This is a genomic window from Exiguobacterium sp. UBA1053, from assembly GCF_002316465.1.
Taxonomy (GTDB): domain Bacteria; phylum Bacillota; class Bacilli; order Exiguobacteriales; family Exiguobacteriaceae; genus Exiguobacterium_A; species Exiguobacterium_A abrahamii.
The window spans coordinates 1,074,944-1,091,231 of the sequence record NZ_DCDO01000013.1 but is presented as its reverse complement, the minus strand read 5'-3'; the positions used below and the strand labels follow the sequence as shown (position 1 = coordinate 1,091,231).

Genomic DNA, 16,288 nt, shown 5'->3' with positions numbered 1-16,288 from the left:
AGGACAATCGTCACGATGCGATCGAATCAGATGAAGCGGACACGTCTTTGCGTGTGTTCCCGCGATAGACGAAGTAAAGCGCAGCAAGCATCGCAAGCAGACCAAGCAGACGTTTTTCGTCGAGCGGAACGACGACGCCACCGAACGCACCGATGTGATCAATGACCATACCTGCTGCGAGTTGACCGATGACGGTCGCGATACTAGCTGCCGTGACACCGATTTGCGGGACAGCAAGAATCGTCAGGAAGAGATAACTGACGCCGAACAGGACGGCACTGAGTTGCCAACGTGGTGCTTCAAGCAAGAGCAAGACGTTCCCTTGACCGAAGAACAGGATGGCGAGTGCGAGAATCAGCATTCCGGTGAAGAACGTCAGGAACGTACTTTCCAGAGCCCCTGCCTTTTGACTGAAGGCACCGTTGATCGATGACTGCGCACTCAGCATCACGCCGCCGAGTAATGTAAAACCGAGTAATAGAATATTCACGAGCGAACCTCCTTAAAAGATAAGAAATAGAGCGACGAGCATCAAAGCAGAAGCTGTCAGCTTGTCACGATTGATTGGACGTTTCGGACTACCGAGCCAGCCGTAATGTTCAATGACCATGCTGGCGATCATTTGTCCGATGATGACACTGATCATGGCGAGACCGACACCAACGAGCGGGATGCTGATGATCAAGATCGTCAAGTAGATACTACCGAGTAGACCACCGAGCAAGGTCCATTTCGGTGCGCGGAATGTATAGCCGAGTGAACCTTTTCCGAAGAAGAGGACGATCAGCCCGATGATGATCGTACCGGCGAAGAAATTATAAAAGCTACTTTCGAGTTTTCCGACGAAGTTCCCGAGTTCACCATAGATGGCCTCTTCGACACTTAAAGCGATACCCGCAAGTAACGCGAGTACGTAATACACGATTTTCAACAGAATTCATCCTTTCACGAATCTAAATATCGAGAAATGTCGATATGTAAGGCAAGGAGAACGGATCAAAGTTCTCCTTTGAGGTACGCTGCGAGCTCCTGGATTTTTTCTTCATTTCGCCGGTAATACGTCCATTTGCCGTGACGTTCGGATTCGAGCAATCCGACTTTTTGCAACATCGCAAGATATTGGGAGACGGTCGATTGAGATAAGTTCGCCTTCTCTTGGATATCTCCGACGCAAATGCCTCCCTTGTCCGACAGATTCGTCGCGAGATGGGCCGTCGGCTTATTGAAATGAGTCTCGGGATCCTTGAGCCAGCGTAAGATATCAAGACGTACCTCGTTTGATAATGCCTTGAATAGATCCACTTGATTTGTCATACGCTTAAACTAATCGATGATTATCGATATGTCAATCCAAGACACTTAAGGTTGGACGAATGCATGCTTTAAAAGTCGATGTGTCACCTTAGTTGCCGTATACGGCTCAAAACCAAATCGTTCATAAAATGTACTGGCATCGTCTGTATAGAGCCAGAGCTCGGAATACGTCAACAGCGCTTCTGGGATGATTTTCTCAAGCAGTTGCGTACCGACACCGTGATGTCGCATTTCCGGTAAGACATAGACATGACGAATCCGACCGACGTCGTTCGTGTCGGTTTGTTTCATATAACCCCCGCACGCAATGACGTGACCGGAGAGCGACAAAACGACGAACATTGCTTCTCCGTCTTCTCGATACGTTTCATTTCGGCGTTCACGTAGCATCCGTTCGATGAAGGGATAGCCTTCCTGTGTACTCTTTGATAAGATTGGTAACCAGTTGAAGTCATCAAAATCGTTGACTCGTTCGATTGTCATCTCCATCTGTCATTCCTCCTTCTTCTCCCTTGGATATTCCTTTTTCGGGAGTAGGAAAAACACGAATCGAGAATCAATTCGAGCTTTTTTTAAATAGAGACTGGATTTTTAAAAGCTGTTTTGCGTATAATGAGAAGTAATGGATTGAACGCAAATGAAAGGAAGTGGCCGTCACAATGAGCCTCAGCCGTTTAAGTAAAGAAGAGATTACTGATCTTTCGCTGATCGAATTCGTCAACGAAATGTTGCAAGAAGCTGGCGAACAGCCAATCACGTTCGATGACATCACGTCAGAAATCGAAAAGTACCATACGTTTACAGATGAAGAAGACAAGTTCGAGAAACTTGCTCAACTCTATACAGACATGAACATCGATGGAAACTTCGTCAACGTCGGAGCGAACCGTTGGTCACTCCGCGCTTGGTATCCGTTCGATAAGTCGGATGAGGATCTCGTCATCGAAGCGCGTCAACGTGGAGAACTCGATGAGTTTGAAGAAGAGTTCAACTATGATGCAGAAGAAGATGAGTTCGAAACGATCGAAGACGATCTCGATACATTCGCGAAGACAGCGGACTATGATTCAGCTGACGACAGCGAAGACGATGATACGTTCAAAAAAGTCGCAGCCATCGATGATCTCGATGATGATCTCGATGAAGAAGACTTAGAAGACTTCGAAGAAGAAGAGGAAGTCTAAGCACGATCAACCACAACTGTACAGCTGCTATTTCCCTATAGAAATGGCAGTTTTTTCGTTGACGGCTGACGAACGAGCACGGAAATTTTTCTTTGAAAAATTAGGCTTGACGAAGTTTTCCGAATGACGTAAGTTAGTCATGGGCTTCTTTAAGCAACGTGCTTATTTCAGCAAAAGTGTCTCCTATTCCAATGGGGGCACTTTTGCTTTTTTGTTTTTACCACCTCTGTATTGTTGAGATGTGAATTAGAGAAGGGAGCAAGATTTAACATGACAAAGTATATTTTCGTAACAGGTGGCGTCGTATCGTCACTCGGTAAAGGGATCACCGCTGCATCGCTCGCTCGTCTCTTGAAAAACCGTGGCCTCAATGTCACGATCCAAAAATTCGACCCGTACATCAACATCGACCCAGGTACGATGAGCCCGTATCAACACGGGGAAGTGTTCGTTACGGATGATGGCGCAGAGACAGACCTTGACCTTGGTCACTACGAGCGTTTCATCGACATCAACTTGAGCCAGAACGCGAACGTCACGTCTGGACGTATCTACTCGACGATCCTCAAGAAGGAACGCCGTGGCGACTACAACGGTGGAACGGTCCAAGTCATTCCGCACATCACGAACGAAATCAAGGATCGCGTCTTCCGTGCTGGAAAAGAAACGGGCGCTGACGTCGTCATCACAGAGATTGGTGGAACAGTAGGGGATATCGAATCGCTTCCGTTCATCGAAGCCATTCGTCAGGTGAAAAACGATATCGGGAAAGAAAACGTCATGTACGTTCACTGTACGCTCGTTCCGTATCTTGCAGCGGCAGGTGAGCTCAAGACGAAACCGACACAACACAGTGTCAAAGAACTCCGTAGCTACGGTATTCAACCAGATATCATCGTCTTACGTGCGGAGCACCCAGTCCCACAAGAGATGAAAGATAAAATTGCTCTCTTCTGTGATACACGTCCAGAAGCAGTCATCGAAGCACAAGATGCATCGACACTCTACGAAGTACCACTCAACTTGCAACGTCAAGGCATGGACCAACTCGTCTGTGACTACTTCAAGTTCGATACACCAGCTGCCGACATGACGGCTTGGAAACAACTCGTTCACACAGTGACGCACCTCGAGAAGACGACGAAGATTGCACTCGTCGGGAAATACGTCGAATTGCGTGATGCGTACATCTCGGTCGCAGAAGCATTGAAACACGCTGGATTTGCCTTCAACAGTGACATCGAAATCGACTGGATCAACGCAGAAGACGTGACGCGTGAAAACGTCAACGAATTGCTTGGTTCAGCAGACGGCATCCTCGTTCCTGGTGGATTCGGAGAACGCGGCATCGAAGGAAAAATCGAAGCGACACGTTTCGCACGTGAAAACAACGTACCGTTCTTCGGTATCTGTCTCGGGATGCAACTCGCGACAGTCGAATTCGCACGTAATGTCCTCAACCTTGAAGGCGCACACTCAGCGGAAATCGACCCAGCGACACCATACCCGATCATCGACTTGTTGCCAGAACAAAAAGACATCGAGGATCTCGGTGGTACGCTCCGTCTCGGACTTTACCCATGTAAACTCGAAGACGGAACGAAAGCACGTGCCGCGTATTCAAGCGAGCTCGTCTACGAACGTCACCGTCACCGTTATGAGTTCGGTAACGAATTCCGCGAGCAGTTCGAAGCAAACGGCATGGTCTTCTCAGGTACGAGCCCAGACGGTCGTCTCGTTGAGATCATTGAGATTCCAGAACACAAATGGTTCGTCGCGTGTCAGTTCCACCCAGAATTGATCTCACGTCCAGAACGTCCACAAGCGCTCTTCCATGACTTCATCCAAGCATCACTCGGTGAGTAAGTTGTATCCAAATAAACCTGTCTTCTTCAAGAAGACGGGTTTATTTTCATTTATTCCTATCGTCAAAATACATATCTGCTATAATGGTAGCGGATTCATTCCTACAAATTTTAGATAGAGGGGGGAATATCATTGATTCCGAAGTATAAACATGTCGCTGAACAAATCGAGATCGAGATCAATGAGCACGTCTATCAACATACGAACAAACTGTTGACGGAAGACGAATACGCCCAAAAATTCGATGTCAGCCGGAACACGATCCGGAAGGCGATCGAGATTCTCGTCAATAAAGGATACGTTTACCAAGTACAAGGGAGCGGTGTCTTCGTCCGCGATCATTATAAGAGTGATTACGTCAATCTCGAAAAGCTACAAGGATTGACGAGCGACTTCAGCGGACGGAAGGTCGAGACGCGCGTTCTCGCTTTCGAACAGACGAAGGCAGACGAAGAAGTCGCGGAACGCATGAAATGTCCAGTCGGTACACCGGTCTATTACGTCAAACGACTGCGTCTCGTCGATGATCACCCGTTTTCGATCGAAGCGTCCTATTTCCGGAAAAATCTCGTCATGTATCTCGATGAGAATATCGTTCAAAAATCGATCTACACGTATTTACGCAATGATCAAAATCTGTCGATCGGATTTGCGGATCGCGTCATCTATGCCGATTACTTGAATAGCAGTGACGCCGAGTTGCTTGGATTAAAAGAGAACGATCCATCCTTACTCGTCGACAATACAGTCTATTTGACGAATGGGAAAATCTTCGACGTCTCGCGAGCGACGCATCATTTCCGCCACGTGAAGATGCTGAAGGTCTCGAATATTAAATAAGAAGGAAACACACGAAGCGAATTTCGTGTGTTTTTTTATTTAAATTTTTTAAAAAGAAAGGGTTTACACGTTATGAAAGCGCATGCTATTATCGAAATGTATAATTTGTACCTATGAATTTAAGTTATCCATACAACAAAGGAGAGACAGCATGACTTCTGAAACGATTGAAATTACCCCGGAAGATATTTTTGGATTGATCGCCTTGTCGGGCGACGCCAAAGCAAGCTACCACCAAGCGATGTTACTGATGCAAGAAGGTAAAGTCGAAGAGGCACAAGCGGCTGTTGCAGAAGGTGACGCGACACTCAAGGATGCCCATAGCATTCAGACGAAATTCGTCACACTCGAAGCACAAGGCAAGACAGCAACCGTCGGCGTCCTGATGGTACACGCGCAGGATCACCTTATGAACACGATCCTCGTCAAGGAAATGCTCGGATATATGATGAACATGCAAAACGAAATCAACCAATTGAAGGGAATGGATCAAAAATGATGAAAATCGGACTCTTTTGTGCGGCAGGTATGTCGACGAGTATGTTAGTAGAAAAAATGAAAGCGGTTTCCTCAGAGCGCGGCTTAGAAGCGGACATCGCAGCATATCCGGAATCAGAGATGGAAACATACGTCAACGAACTCGATGTCGCTCTCCTCGGACCACAGGTGAAATACCTTCTCGCAAAAGGAAAACAGATTTGTGAACCAAAAGGTGTGCCAATCGATGTCATCAACACGATCGATTACGGCATGATGAACGGAACGAAAGTACTCGACCAAGCAATCAAACTCGCAAACAAATAAGAGGTGAAGATGATGAAAATGCCAAAAGATTTTCTATTCGGCGCTGCTTCTGCTTCTTATCAAGTAGAGGGTGCTTGGAACGTAGACGGAAAAGGCGTCTCGAACTGGGATGTCTTCTCGAAGATTCCTGGAAAGACGTTTGAAGCGACGAACGGGGATGTCGCAATCGATCATTACCACCGTTACAAAGAAGATATCGGTCTGATGGCCGAGATGGGTCTTGAATCGTATCGCTTCTCGATCTCATGGCCACGCATCTTCCCGAACGGCACAGGTGAAGTGAATGAAAAAGGACTTGAGTTCTATAACAACGTGATCGATGAGTGCCTTAAGCACGGGATCGTTCCGTTCGTGACACTTTATCACTGGGATTTACCACAAGTCCTTGAAGAACAAGGCGGCTGGCGTAGTCCTGAAACAGCAGATGCCTTCGTGCGTTTTGCGAAGACTTGTTTCGAAGCGTTCGGCGATCGTGTCCGCAACTGGATTACCTTCAACGAGACGGTCATTTTCTGTTCGCTCGGCTACTTGACGGGCGCACACCCACCCGGCATCACAGGCGATGCAAAAGCGTACTTCCAAACGACTCACAACGTCTTCGTCGCTCACGCTCGCGCAGTCGAAGCGTTCAAGGAAGCGGAATATGAAGGAGAAATCGGCATCACCCACGTCTTCAACCCGGCATTCAGCATCGATGAAGCGCCAGAGAACAAACAGGCCGAAGTACATGCGAATGAATACGCGACACACTGGTTCTATGATCCGATTTTAAAGGGTGATTACCCAGCATATGTCGTGAAAGATTTAGAAAAGCAGGGCTTGTTGCCGGAATGGACAGAAGAAGAGCTCGATCTCTTGAAACGGACAGCACCGCTGAACGACTTCATCGGACTGAACTACTATTGTCCACAACGTGTCATGAAGAATGATTCGGCGCTCGTCATGGCAGGTGGCCGCGAAAACTCAACCGGACGCCCTGGGAACCCATCGTTCGATGGCGTCTATAAGACAGTCTTGATGGACGATAAAGTCTACACGAAGTGGGGCTGGGAAATCGCACCGGATGCCTTCCTTGAAGGAATGCGGATGCTCCAAGCACGATACGGCGATATCAAAATCTACATCACAGAGAACGGTCTCGGTGACGAGGATCCGATCGTCGGCGAAGAAATCATGGATACACCACGAATCGAGTACATCGAAAGTCATCTTCGCGCCGTCAAGCGTGCTGTCGAAGAGGGCATCAATGTCTCTGGTTATTATGCATGGTCCGTCATCGACCTACTCAGCTGGTTGAACGGATATAAAAAGCAGTACGGATTCATCTATGTCGATCATACGAATGGTTTGGCACGGAAGAAGAAACAGTCGTTCCATTGGTATCAGGAAATCATCGCGACACGTGCTGCTGAACTATAAGGAGGAGTCGGAATGAACCGATTAGAAACCGTATTTGAAAAAGTCACTCCTGCCTTCGCACGATTCGCGAACGCCAAGCCTGTCCTTGCGATCAAGGACGGCTTCATCTTAACGATGCCGATGACGATCATCGGCTCGTTATTCCTACTGATTCTCGCGTTACCAATCCCAGGCTGGGAGAAGTTCATGACGGGCCTATTCGGTGCCGACTGGACATTACCGCTGACTCAGGTCGTCGGTGCAACGTTTGATATCCTCGCATTGATCGGTGTTTTCGGTATTGCCTACTCCTATGTAAAAAACGAGAAGATCGAAGGGGTTCCAGCCGGGATTCTCGGAATCATCGCCTTCTTGATCATCACACAATCATCCGTTCTGTCGAAGTCAGGGGAAGTCGTCACGGGTGTCGTACCGAAAGTATGGACGGGCGGACAAGGGGTCCTTGCCTCGATCGTCGTCGGACTCGTCGTCGGTTTCATCTACTCGCAATTCATCAAGCGGGGCATCCGAATTAAGATGCCAGACGGTGTACCACCGGGCGTTTCGAACTCGTTCTCGGCACTTATTCCGGGACTTGCGATCATCACGTTGTCTGTCGTCACGTTTGCCATCTTCCAAGCATTCGCTGACCGGACGTTCACGGAAGTCGTCTATGACGTCTTGCAAGCACCGATTCAAAACTTGACGGATACGCTCGCAGGAGCAGTCTTGATCATGATCTTGATGTCTGTCATGTGGTGGTGCGGGATTCACGGTGCAGCGATCATCATGGGAATCATGGGACCGTTGCTGACAGCGAATGCTTTGCAAAACCAAGCGATCATCGACTCCGGGAAAGAACTTGTCGTCGGTGACAACGCGAAGATCGTTACGATTCAGTTTCTCGATGTCTTTACGAAACTCGGCGGAACAGGAATTACGGTCGGCTTCATCATCGCGACGTTGATCGTCGCCCGCTCGGCTCACTTGAAGCAGCTCGGGAAGCTGTCACTTGCGCCAAGTTTGTTCAACATCAACGAACCGGTCATCTTCGGGATGCCGATCGTCTTCAACCCGATTATGTTCGTTCCGTTCGTCATCGTACCAGCGATTGCATCCTTCATGGTCTACTTCTCGATCCTATGGGGTTGGGTCGAGCCATTTAATGCGCTTCAAGTACCATGGACGACACCACCCGTCATCTCTGGCTTCTTGATCAGCGGCTGGCAGGGTGCCTTGCTCCAGCTGGCGACGATTGCGATGTCGGTCGCAATCTATCTACCGTTTGTCCGCATGCAGGATCAGCTGTCTTACGGTGAAGAACTAAAAGCACAAGAAGAACATGCTTCGGCATGATCAAAAAAAGGAAGCGCGAATGGCGCTTCCTTTAAGACTGAAGACAGAGTGCAATTTTTCTCTAACGAGAAGGATTGCGCTTTTTTTGTTCGTTTCGAATCGTTTTCCTGGGACAAGCATCGCGCCGCTTCGCTGCAAGGTCGCTCTTGCTTGTTTTTCCCTAGGAAGCGATGCCGAGTGAACAAAGCGCTTCTGTGATCCTTCGGTATAAAAAGAATGACGCGTTACACGCCACTCCTGCAGGAATAAGCGCAATTTTGCGCTGTCAGAGACAAACAAGCCCGGTTTCCTGCTCGAATGGAGCGGGAAAACGGGCTTGTGTCTCGCCTGAGGAAAGGGCGTGAAAAGACGCGTCATTTTTTGAGTCAGTCCTTTTTGTATAACGGTCATGAACGGTTTCGCTTTGATTCAATGAAGATCGTAAGCTTAGTTAGACGCAGACACGTATCCAGTGAGCTTTATATTATAGAAGAAAAACGTCAATCCCACTCTTCCGTCATCTCTTGTAGTTGCGTCAAGATATGCGTCAAGAGGAACGCGCAAAGGGCAAGACTTGGCAGTCCGTGACGTGAACCGTCCTCTGCCGGAAGCAGTCCTTTATTGAACTTCAATGCGAGCGGAGCAATCGAACGCTCGAGCGTTTCCGTCACATCACTGAGTGTGACGATTGCATAAGGCGTATGCCATGCGTCGTAACGAGCAAGAGAAGCGAGGAGATCCGAGCGCTCCGTATCCGGCGTGAAGATCAAGACACGATCGACAGCATGCAAGGTCTTTCGATCCTTGATCTTCGTAACGCGTTTCATCTGGTCCGGTCCTTCTGAGAGCATCGGATAGAGTCCTTCACATTCACCATAAGCGTCGACATAGACCGTACCTTCTCCGACGAGCGCCTGTGCGAGTAGACGGACGACATCGAATAGTTCGTCTTCCTGTTTTGCGAGCGTTTGCAATTTTCCGTTGAACTGTGTAGCTAAGATTTTCATCATTTTTCTTCATCCTTTCTATGTTTCTCTCAAGGACAGTATAAAGCAAGTTTTGCTTTAGTGTAGAATGGAAATAACTAGAGGGGGAGTGGCAAAGATGAAAGGCAGATTGTTGATCGTCGAGGATGAGCCGGGAATCCGGAACTTGCTTGCACAATTGTTCCGGGCAGAAGGGTATGAAACGGACGTCGCCGTCGATGGAGAGGAAGCGATCGTCTACTTACAGGAAACGGCATACGATCTATTGTTGATGGATGTCAACATGCCGGGGCGGACCGGGATCGAGGTATTACGTCATCAGGACCGGATCGGACGACGTGTCCGGACGATCTTAATGACGGCACTCGGTGAAAAAGAAGCGATGGAAGAAGCGAAACGATTAGGGGTCGTCGCCTTCTTCGGGAAGCCATTTGACATCTTTGAATTAAAAAAAGAAGTGACTGTGCAAATTTCTCACGATGTAAGCGGTTAATCCTTCACGTCGCCGTCACAAACCAAAAAACCGAGCGAAATGCTGTACGTTCCGATGAATCAGTATGTTATAATCAGTCTGAAATTGCACGAGTTCGTGTAAGCAGCGATCAAAACAGAGGAGGATGTCATTATGCCATTAGTATCTATGACAGACATGTTAAACAAAGCTCTCGAAGGTAAGTATGCAGTAGGTCAATTCAACATCAACAACCTCGAGTGGACACAAGCGATTCTCGGTGCGGCTCAAGAAGAGCAGTCACCAGTCATCCTTGGAGTATCTGAAGGTGCAGCACGCCACATGGGCGGATTCTACACTGTCGTGAAAATGGTTGAAGGTCTCGTACACGACATGAAAATCACAGTTCCAGTTGCAATCCACCTCGACCACGGTTCGAGCGTTGAAAAATGTAAAGAAGCGATCGACGCTGGATTTACATCTGTCATGATCGATGATTCACACAGCCCGATCGACACAAACATCGAAACAACAAAAGCAGTTGTTGAATACGCTCACGCTAAAGGCGTTTCAGTAGAAGCGGAAGTTGGTACAGTTGGCGGACAAGAAGACGACGTCATCGGTGATGTCATGTACGCGAAACTTGACGAGTGTGTACGCATCGTCAAAGAAACTGGAATCGACACGCTTGCTCCTGCACTCGGTTCTGTTCACGGACCATACAAAGGTGAACCAAACCTCGGATTCAAAGAGATGGAAGAAATCCGTGACGCTACAAACCTCCCACTCGTTCTTCACGGTGGAACTGGAATTCCGACACACGATATCGAAAAAGCGATCTCACTCGGAACTTCAAAAATCAACGTTAACACAGAGAACCAAATCTCATTCGCGAAAGTCGTTCGTGAAGTGTTAGCTGAGAAACCAGAAGCATATGACCCACGCGTATTCATCGCACCAGGTCGTGAAGCAATCAAACAAACTGTCATCGGTAAGATGCGTGAGTTCGGTTCAAGCAACAAAGCTTAATCGACTCCTCTTTAAAGTGCGGTAGACTTCGGTCTACCGTGCTTTTTTCATATCATGTGAACGCGTATTCAATGGAAAACAGTAGGACTTCTCGTGAAAAAAACCTATAATAGAGTCGTAAGCGATTTCAAGGGATGAAAGGGGAACGAGAAAGATGAGATTTTTCATTGACACAGCAAACGTAGAGGACATCAAGAAAGCACATAAAATGGGGATTTTAGATGGTGTCACGACGAATCCGTCGCTCGTCGCTAAGGAAGGCGTTGATTTCCATACACGACTTCGTGAAATTTGTGAAATCGTCGGGGACGTCTCTGTCAGCGCTGAAGTCATCGCGCTTGATGCAGAAGGAATGATTCGTGAAGGGAAGGAACTTGCCCAAATCGCACCGAACATTACGGTTAAGGTTCCAATGACTCCGGCCGGACTCGAGGCGGTCGCAGCACTTTCAAAAGAGAAGATCACGACGAACGTCACATTGATCTTCAACCCGAACCAAGCATTACTCGCAGCCCGTGCTGGTGCGACATACGTATCACCATTCCTCGGTCGTCTAGATGATATCGGACAAGATGGAATGGGGCTCGTCGAGACAATTGCTCAAATTTTCGTCGTACATGATATTCCGACACAAATCATCGCAGCATCGGTCCGGAATCCGGTTCACGTCACGAACGCTGCTCTTGCGGGCGCAGACATCGCGACGATTCCATTCTCGGTCATCGAGTCACTCACACACCACCCACTCACGACGCAAGGAATTGAAAAGTTCCTCGCCGACTGGGAAAAAACGCAGCAATAATCGTAGCGAAGAGAAAGGTTGATGGAACGTGGACATTTTGCATATCGTAGGGCAACAACGCCTAGAAGGAACCGTATCAATCAGTGGTTCGAAGCAAAGCGCCATCCCGTGTCTTGCTGCAGCCCTCCTGACGGATCAGACGGTCGTTCTGGAAGGCGTGCCGGAGATTGGCGACGTCGCGACGATGATCGAGATTTTGGAGACGCTCGGCGCGGTCGTGACACGTCAAGGCGATATGGTGACGATTGATCCAAGTCGGGTCGAATCGATGCCGTTGACTGGTGCGGAGACGCGCAAGTTACGCGGATCGATCTACCTCATGAGCGTTCTGGCAGCCAGATTCAAACAAGGAGTCGTCGGTCTGCCTGGAGGTTATGCCATCGGACCACGACCGATTGATTTACACATCAAAGCACTAGAGCGTCTCGGTGTTTCTGTACGTAACGAGCAAGGCGTCCATTACATGCGCGTCGATCGTCTCGTCGGCAACCGGATTTACCTCGATCTCCCGTCATTCGGTGCAACGATCAGTGCGTTACTCGTCGCTGTCTTCGCTGAAGGAACGACTGTCATCGAAAACGCTGCCTATGACCCGGAAGTCATCGACGTCAGTACGATGTTGACGAACATGGGGGCAAGCGTCAAAGGGGCAGGAACGGACGAGATTCGAATCAAGGGCGTATCGCAACTAAGTGGTTGCCGGCATACCTTGATTCCGGACCGCATGGAGGCAGGAACGTTCTTGACGATGGGGGCGGCACTTGGACGCGTCACCGTCGATAACGTCATTCCGCTTCATCTCGAGAGCGTCATCCAAAAACTCGAACGGTACGGTGCGTTGATCGAAGCAACGGATGATTCCGTCACGGCGACGTTTCAGGAGGCGAAGCCGGTCGATATTCGTGTCTTCCACTACGGTGGATTCCCGAGCGACTTACAGCCTGTCATCTCGGCAGCGTTGTTGCAAGCGAAGGGAGCGAGTATCGTCGTCGATAAGTTGTACCCACAACGTTTCCGGCACGTGCAGGAGTTACGACGCTTGAACGCTCGAATCACGCATGAAGACGCCTCAATCATCATTCGTGGTGGAGAAACCTTACTTGGTACGGAAATCGAGGCACCGGACCCACGCGGTGGCGCAGCACTTGTCTTGGCGGGACTTCTCGCTTCAGGGGAGACGACGTTGCACCACGCAGAAATGCTTGACCAGAGTTACGAACGATTTGATCAGAAGTTGAAGGAACTAGGCGCCCTCGTATGGCGTGAAACGATTTGACCGATTTGTAACAAGGGAGAGGGGACATACACATGGAGAGAAGTCTATCAATGGAACTTGTACGCGTCACGGAGGCAGCAGCGCTTGCCTCTGCGCGTTGGATGGGAAAAGGATTGAAGAACGAAGCGGATGATGCGGCAACAAGCGCAATGCGTGACGTCTTCGATACGATTCCGATGAAAGGAACCGTCGTCATCGGGGAAGGCGAGATGGATGAAGCACCGATGCTTTACATTGGAGAAAAGCTAGGAAATGGGTATGGACCACGACTCGACGTCGCTGTCGATCCGCTTGAAGGAACGAACATCGTCGCAAAAGGAACATGGGGCGCGCTTGCTGTCCTCGCGGTCGCGGATGCAGGAGATTTACTCCATGCACCGGACATGTACATGGATAAGATCGCAGTTGGTCCGGAAGCAGCAGGACACATTAGTCTGGATGCGACGATCGAAGAAAACATCGCAGCCGTCGCGAAGGCAAAGAACAAAGAAATCGAAGACGTCGTCGTCTCGATCCTGGATCGTGAACGTCACGAAGAAATCATTCAACGAATTCGGGCAACAGGGGCACGGATTCGCTTGATCGGTGACGGTGACGTTGCTGGTGCGATCAACACGGCGTTCCCGCATACAGGGATTGATATCTTGCTCGGTTCAGGTGGAGCACCGGAAGGCGTTCTTGCTGCCGTTGCCTTGAAATGTCTCGGTGGTGAACTCCAAGGACGCTTGTTACCAGCAGACGAGGCTGAGATCGAGCGTTGTAAGAAGATGGGCATCGAAGATCCGTCGAAGATCCTCATGATGGATGATCTCGTTGCAGGAGATGACTGTATCTTTGCTGCGACAGGCGTCACGGACAGCGAATTGATGAAAGGTGTTCAGTTCACGGCGCAGGGCGGTCAGACACACTCTGTCGTCATGCGTGCGAAATCAGGAACGGTTCGTTTTGTCGAGGGTATCCACTCGTTCAAGAAGAAACCGAAGCTTGTCATTAAGTAAAACAGGATGACTCCTCAAACAGGACGTCTGAATCCACATAAAAAGAGTTGGCGTTGCGGATGATTTCCGGAACGCCAACTCTTTTTTGATATGTTTCTAGGAATCAAGACGTTCATCCTCAACTCCTACAGGAAAAGGAAACGTGCTAACGTTTCCGTCAGGGTAAGGGAAGACCCGGCATTTCGCACAAGTTGCGAGATGTCGCGGCTTACCTCCCGCCTGAGGAAAGGGAGGATATGAACGTTGAGTGATAAATAAATCATTATTTGACGATTACCGCGGACGCTGGACTTCTCCTGCTTGTCGGGTGACGTACCGACGCGGTAGAAAACGCGTCGAAAAGATGTACCAGGCATTCCCGAAGCCAGGCACGATGAACGTTTTTCCCTTCATATAGCCGCGGTAGGCGATACGCGCTACCGTCGGGGCATCCATGACACCAGGTCGCAAGAACAAGCGTGATTGTTCGAGGTTTGCTGCCGATTCAAATCCGGTATGTGTCGCACCCGGACAGACGACGCTCACTTGAATCCCGTCTGGTGCGAGCTCTTCCGTCAAGCCTTCCGAGAAATGAAGGACATAGGCTTTCGTTGCGTAATAGACACTGAGCCATGGTCCGCCTTCAAATGCAGCCGTTGACGCGAGATGGACGATACGTCCTTTGATTCCGTGTTCTTTCATCCGTGAGGCATAGACCTTCGTCACATGTGTCAATGCTTCGATATTCAAGGCAATCATCCGGGACTCGTCTTCAAACGAGGTCTCAAGGAAGGAACCAAAGACGCCGATTCCAGCATTGTTGATGACGCAGTCGACCGGAATCTGTTTCGTTGCCCGAAACAGTGCCAGACGATGCGTCCGCTTCGTTAAGTCATACGGAAAGACGGTTGCCGTTCCCCCGAGTCGCTCGACATGGAATTTCGTTTCGAAGAGTGCTGTCGCATCGCGTCCGACGAGCAGAACGTGATCCCCTTGTCGTGCATGCAGATAAGCGAATTCACGACCAAGACCTCTTGAAGCACCTGTGATTAAGACATGCATCCTATTTCCTCCTTATGAATGAGATGAAAAAAAGCGATCGAGCCAATGCTCAACCGCTTTGAGATGATGAATTATAGGTAAGATCCTGCGCCGACAAGGCGTGAACCCCAGTACCCTGATTTGAAGCTTGAGTATTTAACGCCACCTGTTTCTGAGTTGACCATGCTTGACTTGCTTGTTGCGATCCCAACGTGCTGAATGCCGCTACCGTGTGAGAAGAAGACAAGATCTCCTGGTTGTACTTTTGAAACACTGACTTTCTTAGAAGAAGAATATTGTGAAGAAGACGTACGTGGCAATGTTTTACCAGCCGCTTTCTTGTACACGTAGCTTGTGAAACCAGAGCAGTCGAATCCACGAGTCGTTGTTCCACCCCATACATAAGGTGTACCTTTATGTTTTGCTGCTTCGTTCAGGATTTTCGTCCGTTTAGAAGAAGAGCTTGTTGATTTTTTAGCGCTAGAAGATGATTTGTATGTCTTTGTGTACTGTGAGTAGACATAGCGTGTTTTACCGCCGTATGAGATTTTTGTCCAGCTGCCTGATTTGCCTTTGTATGTAAAGACTTGACCAGCGTTGACTTTCCCGACGATGCTTGCTTTCGTAGAAGGTGCTGTCCGAACACGAAGACCGTTGTCCGTGATCTTGACTTTCGTGACTGTCGCTGCTTCAACTTTACCTGTACCCACTGATGTAAAACCTGAAACCACTAAGGCTGCCGTCGCGATCGATGCTAGAAAACGTTTCATGTTAAGAATTCCTCCGTTTAAATGTAGTGTGTTGCGTCCGTAAGTTATATGATGAAATCATTAAGTGTGTGATTAAGCAGTCTACCTTACAACTGTGTAAGAATTTTGTCTGCAGGAATATCTTAGCACGAGCACACTTGAAAACGTTTTTTCAGTTAGAAGACAAAACAGATGCTTTTGTAACATAACTGAAATAATATCCTTGAATATTACAA

Annotated in this window: 19 protein-coding genes; 12 read left to right on the top strand and 7 right to left on the bottom strand. The window is 48.8% G+C overall.

Annotated elements, in window-relative coordinates:
* Positions 1-10: 10 nt before the first annotated feature.
* The 4 genes from B3G15_RS13160 to B3G15_RS13145 all read right to left on the bottom strand — a co-directional run bounded on the left by B3G15_RS13160 (position 11) and on the right by B3G15_RS13145 (position 1,803).
* Positions 11-490: a DMT family transporter gene (locus B3G15_RS13160; protein WP_290721697.1), complete on the bottom strand. Its 480-nt coding sequence runs from the start codon at positions 488-490 to the stop codon at positions 11-13.
* Between the two features lie 12 nt (positions 491-502).
* Positions 503-931, bottom strand: a complete 429-nt coding sequence (locus tag B3G15_RS13155) for a DMT family transporter (protein ID WP_290721695.1) — start codon at positions 929-931, stop codon at positions 503-505.
* A 65-nt stretch (positions 932-996) separates the two neighbouring features.
* A complete protein-coding gene (locus tag B3G15_RS13150) occupies positions 997-1,314 on the bottom strand; it encodes an ArsR/SmtB family transcription factor (RefSeq protein ID WP_023469564.1) in 318 nt (105 codons plus the stop codon).
* A gap of 45 nt (positions 1,315-1,359) precedes the next feature.
* Entirely contained in the window at positions 1,360-1,803 is a 444-nt protein-coding gene (locus tag B3G15_RS13145) for a GNAT family N-acetyltransferase (protein WP_058264510.1), read from the bottom strand.
* Positions 1,804-1,973: 170 nt separating this feature from the next.
* Between B3G15_RS13145 and rpoE the strand changes: the two genes are divergently transcribed.
* From rpoE to B3G15_RS13110, 7 genes are all read left to right on the top strand, one after another.
* Positions 1,974-2,498: a DNA-directed RNA polymerase subunit delta gene (rpoE, locus tag B3G15_RS13140; RefSeq protein ID WP_023469562.1), complete on the top strand. Its 525-nt coding sequence runs from the start codon at positions 1,974-1,976 to the stop codon at positions 2,496-2,498.
* A gap of 270 nt (positions 2,499-2,768) precedes the next feature.
* A complete protein-coding gene (locus B3G15_RS13135) occupies positions 2,769-4,364 on the top strand; it encodes a CTP synthase (protein WP_023469561.1) in 1,596 nt (531 codons plus the stop codon).
* 132 nt (positions 4,365-4,496) lie between these two features.
* Positions 4,497-5,204 (top strand): GntR family transcriptional regulator, encoded by a 708-nt coding sequence (locus B3G15_RS13130; protein WP_023469560.1) that lies wholly within the window; start codon positions 4,497-4,499, stop codon positions 5,202-5,204.
* A gap of 151 nt (positions 5,205-5,355) precedes the next feature.
* The gene (locus B3G15_RS13125; protein WP_286949541.1) at positions 5,356-5,703 is read left to right on the top strand and encodes a PTS lactose/cellobiose transporter subunit IIA; all 348 of its coding nucleotides are present in this window, start codon (positions 5,356-5,358) and stop codon (positions 5,701-5,703) included.
* On the top strand, positions 5,700-6,008 hold the full coding sequence (locus B3G15_RS13120) for a PTS sugar transporter subunit IIB (RefSeq protein ID WP_290721689.1): 309 nt from the start codon (positions 5,700-5,702) through the stop codon (positions 6,006-6,008). Before B3G15_RS13125 ends, B3G15_RS13120 begins: the two co-directional genes overlap by 4 nt.
* Before the next feature lie 12 nt (positions 6,009-6,020).
* On the top strand, positions 6,021-7,427 hold the full coding sequence (locus tag B3G15_RS13115) for a GH1 family beta-glucosidase (RefSeq protein WP_290721756.1): 1,407 nt from the start codon (positions 6,021-6,023) through the stop codon (positions 7,425-7,427).
* Between the two features lie 12 nt (positions 7,428-7,439).
* Positions 7,440-8,762 carry a PTS sugar transporter subunit IIC gene (locus B3G15_RS13110; protein WP_214858474.1) on the top strand — a complete coding sequence of 441 codons (1,323 nt, stop codon included), beginning with the start codon at positions 7,440-7,442 and terminating at the stop codon, positions 8,760-8,762.
* A gap of 479 nt (positions 8,763-9,241) precedes the next feature.
* Here B3G15_RS13110 and B3G15_RS13105 read toward each other — a convergent pair whose 3' ends face one another.
* The gene (locus B3G15_RS13105) at positions 9,242-9,751 is read right to left on the bottom strand and encodes a DUF2529 family protein (RefSeq protein WP_035395788.1); all 510 of its coding nucleotides are present in this window, start codon (positions 9,749-9,751) and stop codon (positions 9,242-9,244) included.
* Positions 9,752-9,845: 94 nt separating this feature from the next.
* Between B3G15_RS13105 and B3G15_RS13100 the strand changes: the two genes are divergently transcribed.
* The 5 genes from B3G15_RS13100 (at position 9,846) to glpX (ending at position 14,283) form a co-directional block, all read left to right on the top strand.
* The gene (locus tag B3G15_RS13100) at positions 9,846-10,220 is read left to right on the top strand and encodes a response regulator (RefSeq protein WP_035395791.1); all 375 of its coding nucleotides are present in this window, start codon (positions 9,846-9,848) and stop codon (positions 10,218-10,220) included.
* Positions 10,221-10,352: 132 nt separating this feature from the next.
* Complete coding sequence (fba, locus tag B3G15_RS13095) at positions 10,353-11,207, top strand: class II fructose-1,6-bisphosphate aldolase (RefSeq protein WP_058704156.1); 855 nt, start codon at positions 10,353-10,355, stop codon at positions 11,205-11,207.
* 154 nt (positions 11,208-11,361) lie between these two features.
* On the top strand, positions 11,362-12,009 hold the full coding sequence (fsa, locus tag B3G15_RS13090) for a fructose-6-phosphate aldolase (RefSeq protein WP_023469552.1): 648 nt from the start codon (positions 11,362-11,364) through the stop codon (positions 12,007-12,009).
* Between the two features lie 28 nt (positions 12,010-12,037).
* Entirely contained in the window at positions 12,038-13,285 is a 1,248-nt protein-coding gene (murA, locus tag B3G15_RS13085) for a UDP-N-acetylglucosamine 1-carboxyvinyltransferase (protein WP_290721683.1), read from the top strand.
* Positions 13,286-13,317: 32 nt separating this feature from the next.
* On the top strand, positions 13,318-14,283 hold the full coding sequence (glpX, locus tag B3G15_RS13080; protein WP_064299220.1) for a class II fructose-bisphosphatase: 966 nt from the start codon (positions 13,318-13,320) through the stop codon (positions 14,281-14,283).
* Between the two features lie 273 nt (positions 14,284-14,556).
* Here the strand turns inward: glpX and B3G15_RS13075 are convergent, their stop codons facing one another.
* Both B3G15_RS13075 and B3G15_RS13070 read right to left on the bottom strand, forming a co-directional pair.
* Positions 14,557-15,324, bottom strand: a complete 768-nt coding sequence (locus B3G15_RS13075) for an SDR family NAD(P)-dependent oxidoreductase (RefSeq protein WP_290721680.1) — start codon at positions 15,322-15,324, stop codon at positions 14,557-14,559.
* 71 nt (positions 15,325-15,395) lie between these two features.
* Positions 15,396-16,073 carry a C40 family peptidase gene (locus tag B3G15_RS13070; protein ID WP_058704154.1) on the bottom strand — a complete coding sequence of 226 codons (678 nt, stop codon included), beginning with the start codon at positions 16,071-16,073 and terminating at the stop codon, positions 15,396-15,398.
* Between the last annotated feature and the right edge of the window lie 215 nt (positions 16,074-16,288).

What these genes read in the sequence shown, in the direction of transcription:
- fba (WP_058704156.1), top strand. Translation starts at nt 10,353, where the DNA reads ATGCCATTAGTATCTATGACAGACATGTTAAACAAAGCTCTCGAAGGT.
- B3G15_RS13075 (WP_290721680.1), bottom strand. Translation starts at nt 15,324, where the DNA reads ATGCATGTCTTAATCACAGGTGCTTCAAGAGGTCTTGGTCGTGAATTC.
- B3G15_RS13070 (WP_058704154.1), bottom strand. Translation starts at nt 16,073, where the DNA reads ATGAAACGTTTTCTAGCATCGATCGCGACGGCAGCCTTAGTGGTTTCA.
- fsa (WP_023469552.1), top strand. Translation starts at nt 11,362, where the DNA reads ATGAGATTTTTCATTGACACAGCAAACGTAGAGGACATCAAGAAAGCA.
- B3G15_RS13135 (WP_023469561.1), top strand. Translation starts at nt 2,769, where the DNA reads ATGACAAAGTATATTTTCGTAACAGGTGGCGTCGTATCGTCACTCGGT.
- B3G15_RS13110 (WP_214858474.1), top strand. Translation starts at nt 7,440, where the DNA reads ATGAACCGATTAGAAACCGTATTTGAAAAAGTCACTCCTGCCTTCGCA.
- B3G15_RS13145 (WP_058264510.1), bottom strand. Translation starts at nt 1,803, where the DNA reads ATGGAGATGACAATCGAACGAGTCAACGATTTTGATGACTTCAACTGG.
- rpoE (WP_023469562.1), top strand. Translation starts at nt 1,974, where the DNA reads ATGAGCCTCAGCCGTTTAAGTAAAGAAGAGATTACTGATCTTTCGCTG.
- B3G15_RS13105 (WP_035395788.1), bottom strand. Translation starts at nt 9,751, where the DNA reads ATGATGAAAATCTTAGCTACACAGTTCAACGGAAAATTGCAAACGCTC.
- B3G15_RS13100 (WP_035395791.1), top strand. Translation starts at nt 9,846, where the DNA reads ATGAAAGGCAGATTGTTGATCGTCGAGGATGAGCCGGGAATCCGGAAC.
- B3G15_RS13120 (WP_290721689.1), top strand. Translation starts at nt 5,700, where the DNA reads ATGATGAAAATCGGACTCTTTTGTGCGGCAGGTATGTCGACGAGTATG.
- glpX (WP_064299220.1), top strand. Translation starts at nt 13,318, where the DNA reads ATGGAGAGAAGTCTATCAATGGAACTTGTACGCGTCACGGAGGCAGCA.
- B3G15_RS13150 (WP_023469564.1), bottom strand. Translation starts at nt 1,314, where the DNA reads ATGACAAATCAAGTGGATCTATTCAAGGCATTATCAAACGAGGTACGT.
- B3G15_RS13115 (WP_290721756.1), top strand. Translation starts at nt 6,021, where the DNA reads ATGAAAATGCCAAAAGATTTTCTATTCGGCGCTGCTTCTGCTTCTTAT.
- B3G15_RS13125 (WP_286949541.1), top strand. Translation starts at nt 5,356, where the DNA reads ATGACTTCTGAAACGATTGAAATTACCCCGGAAGATATTTTTGGATTG.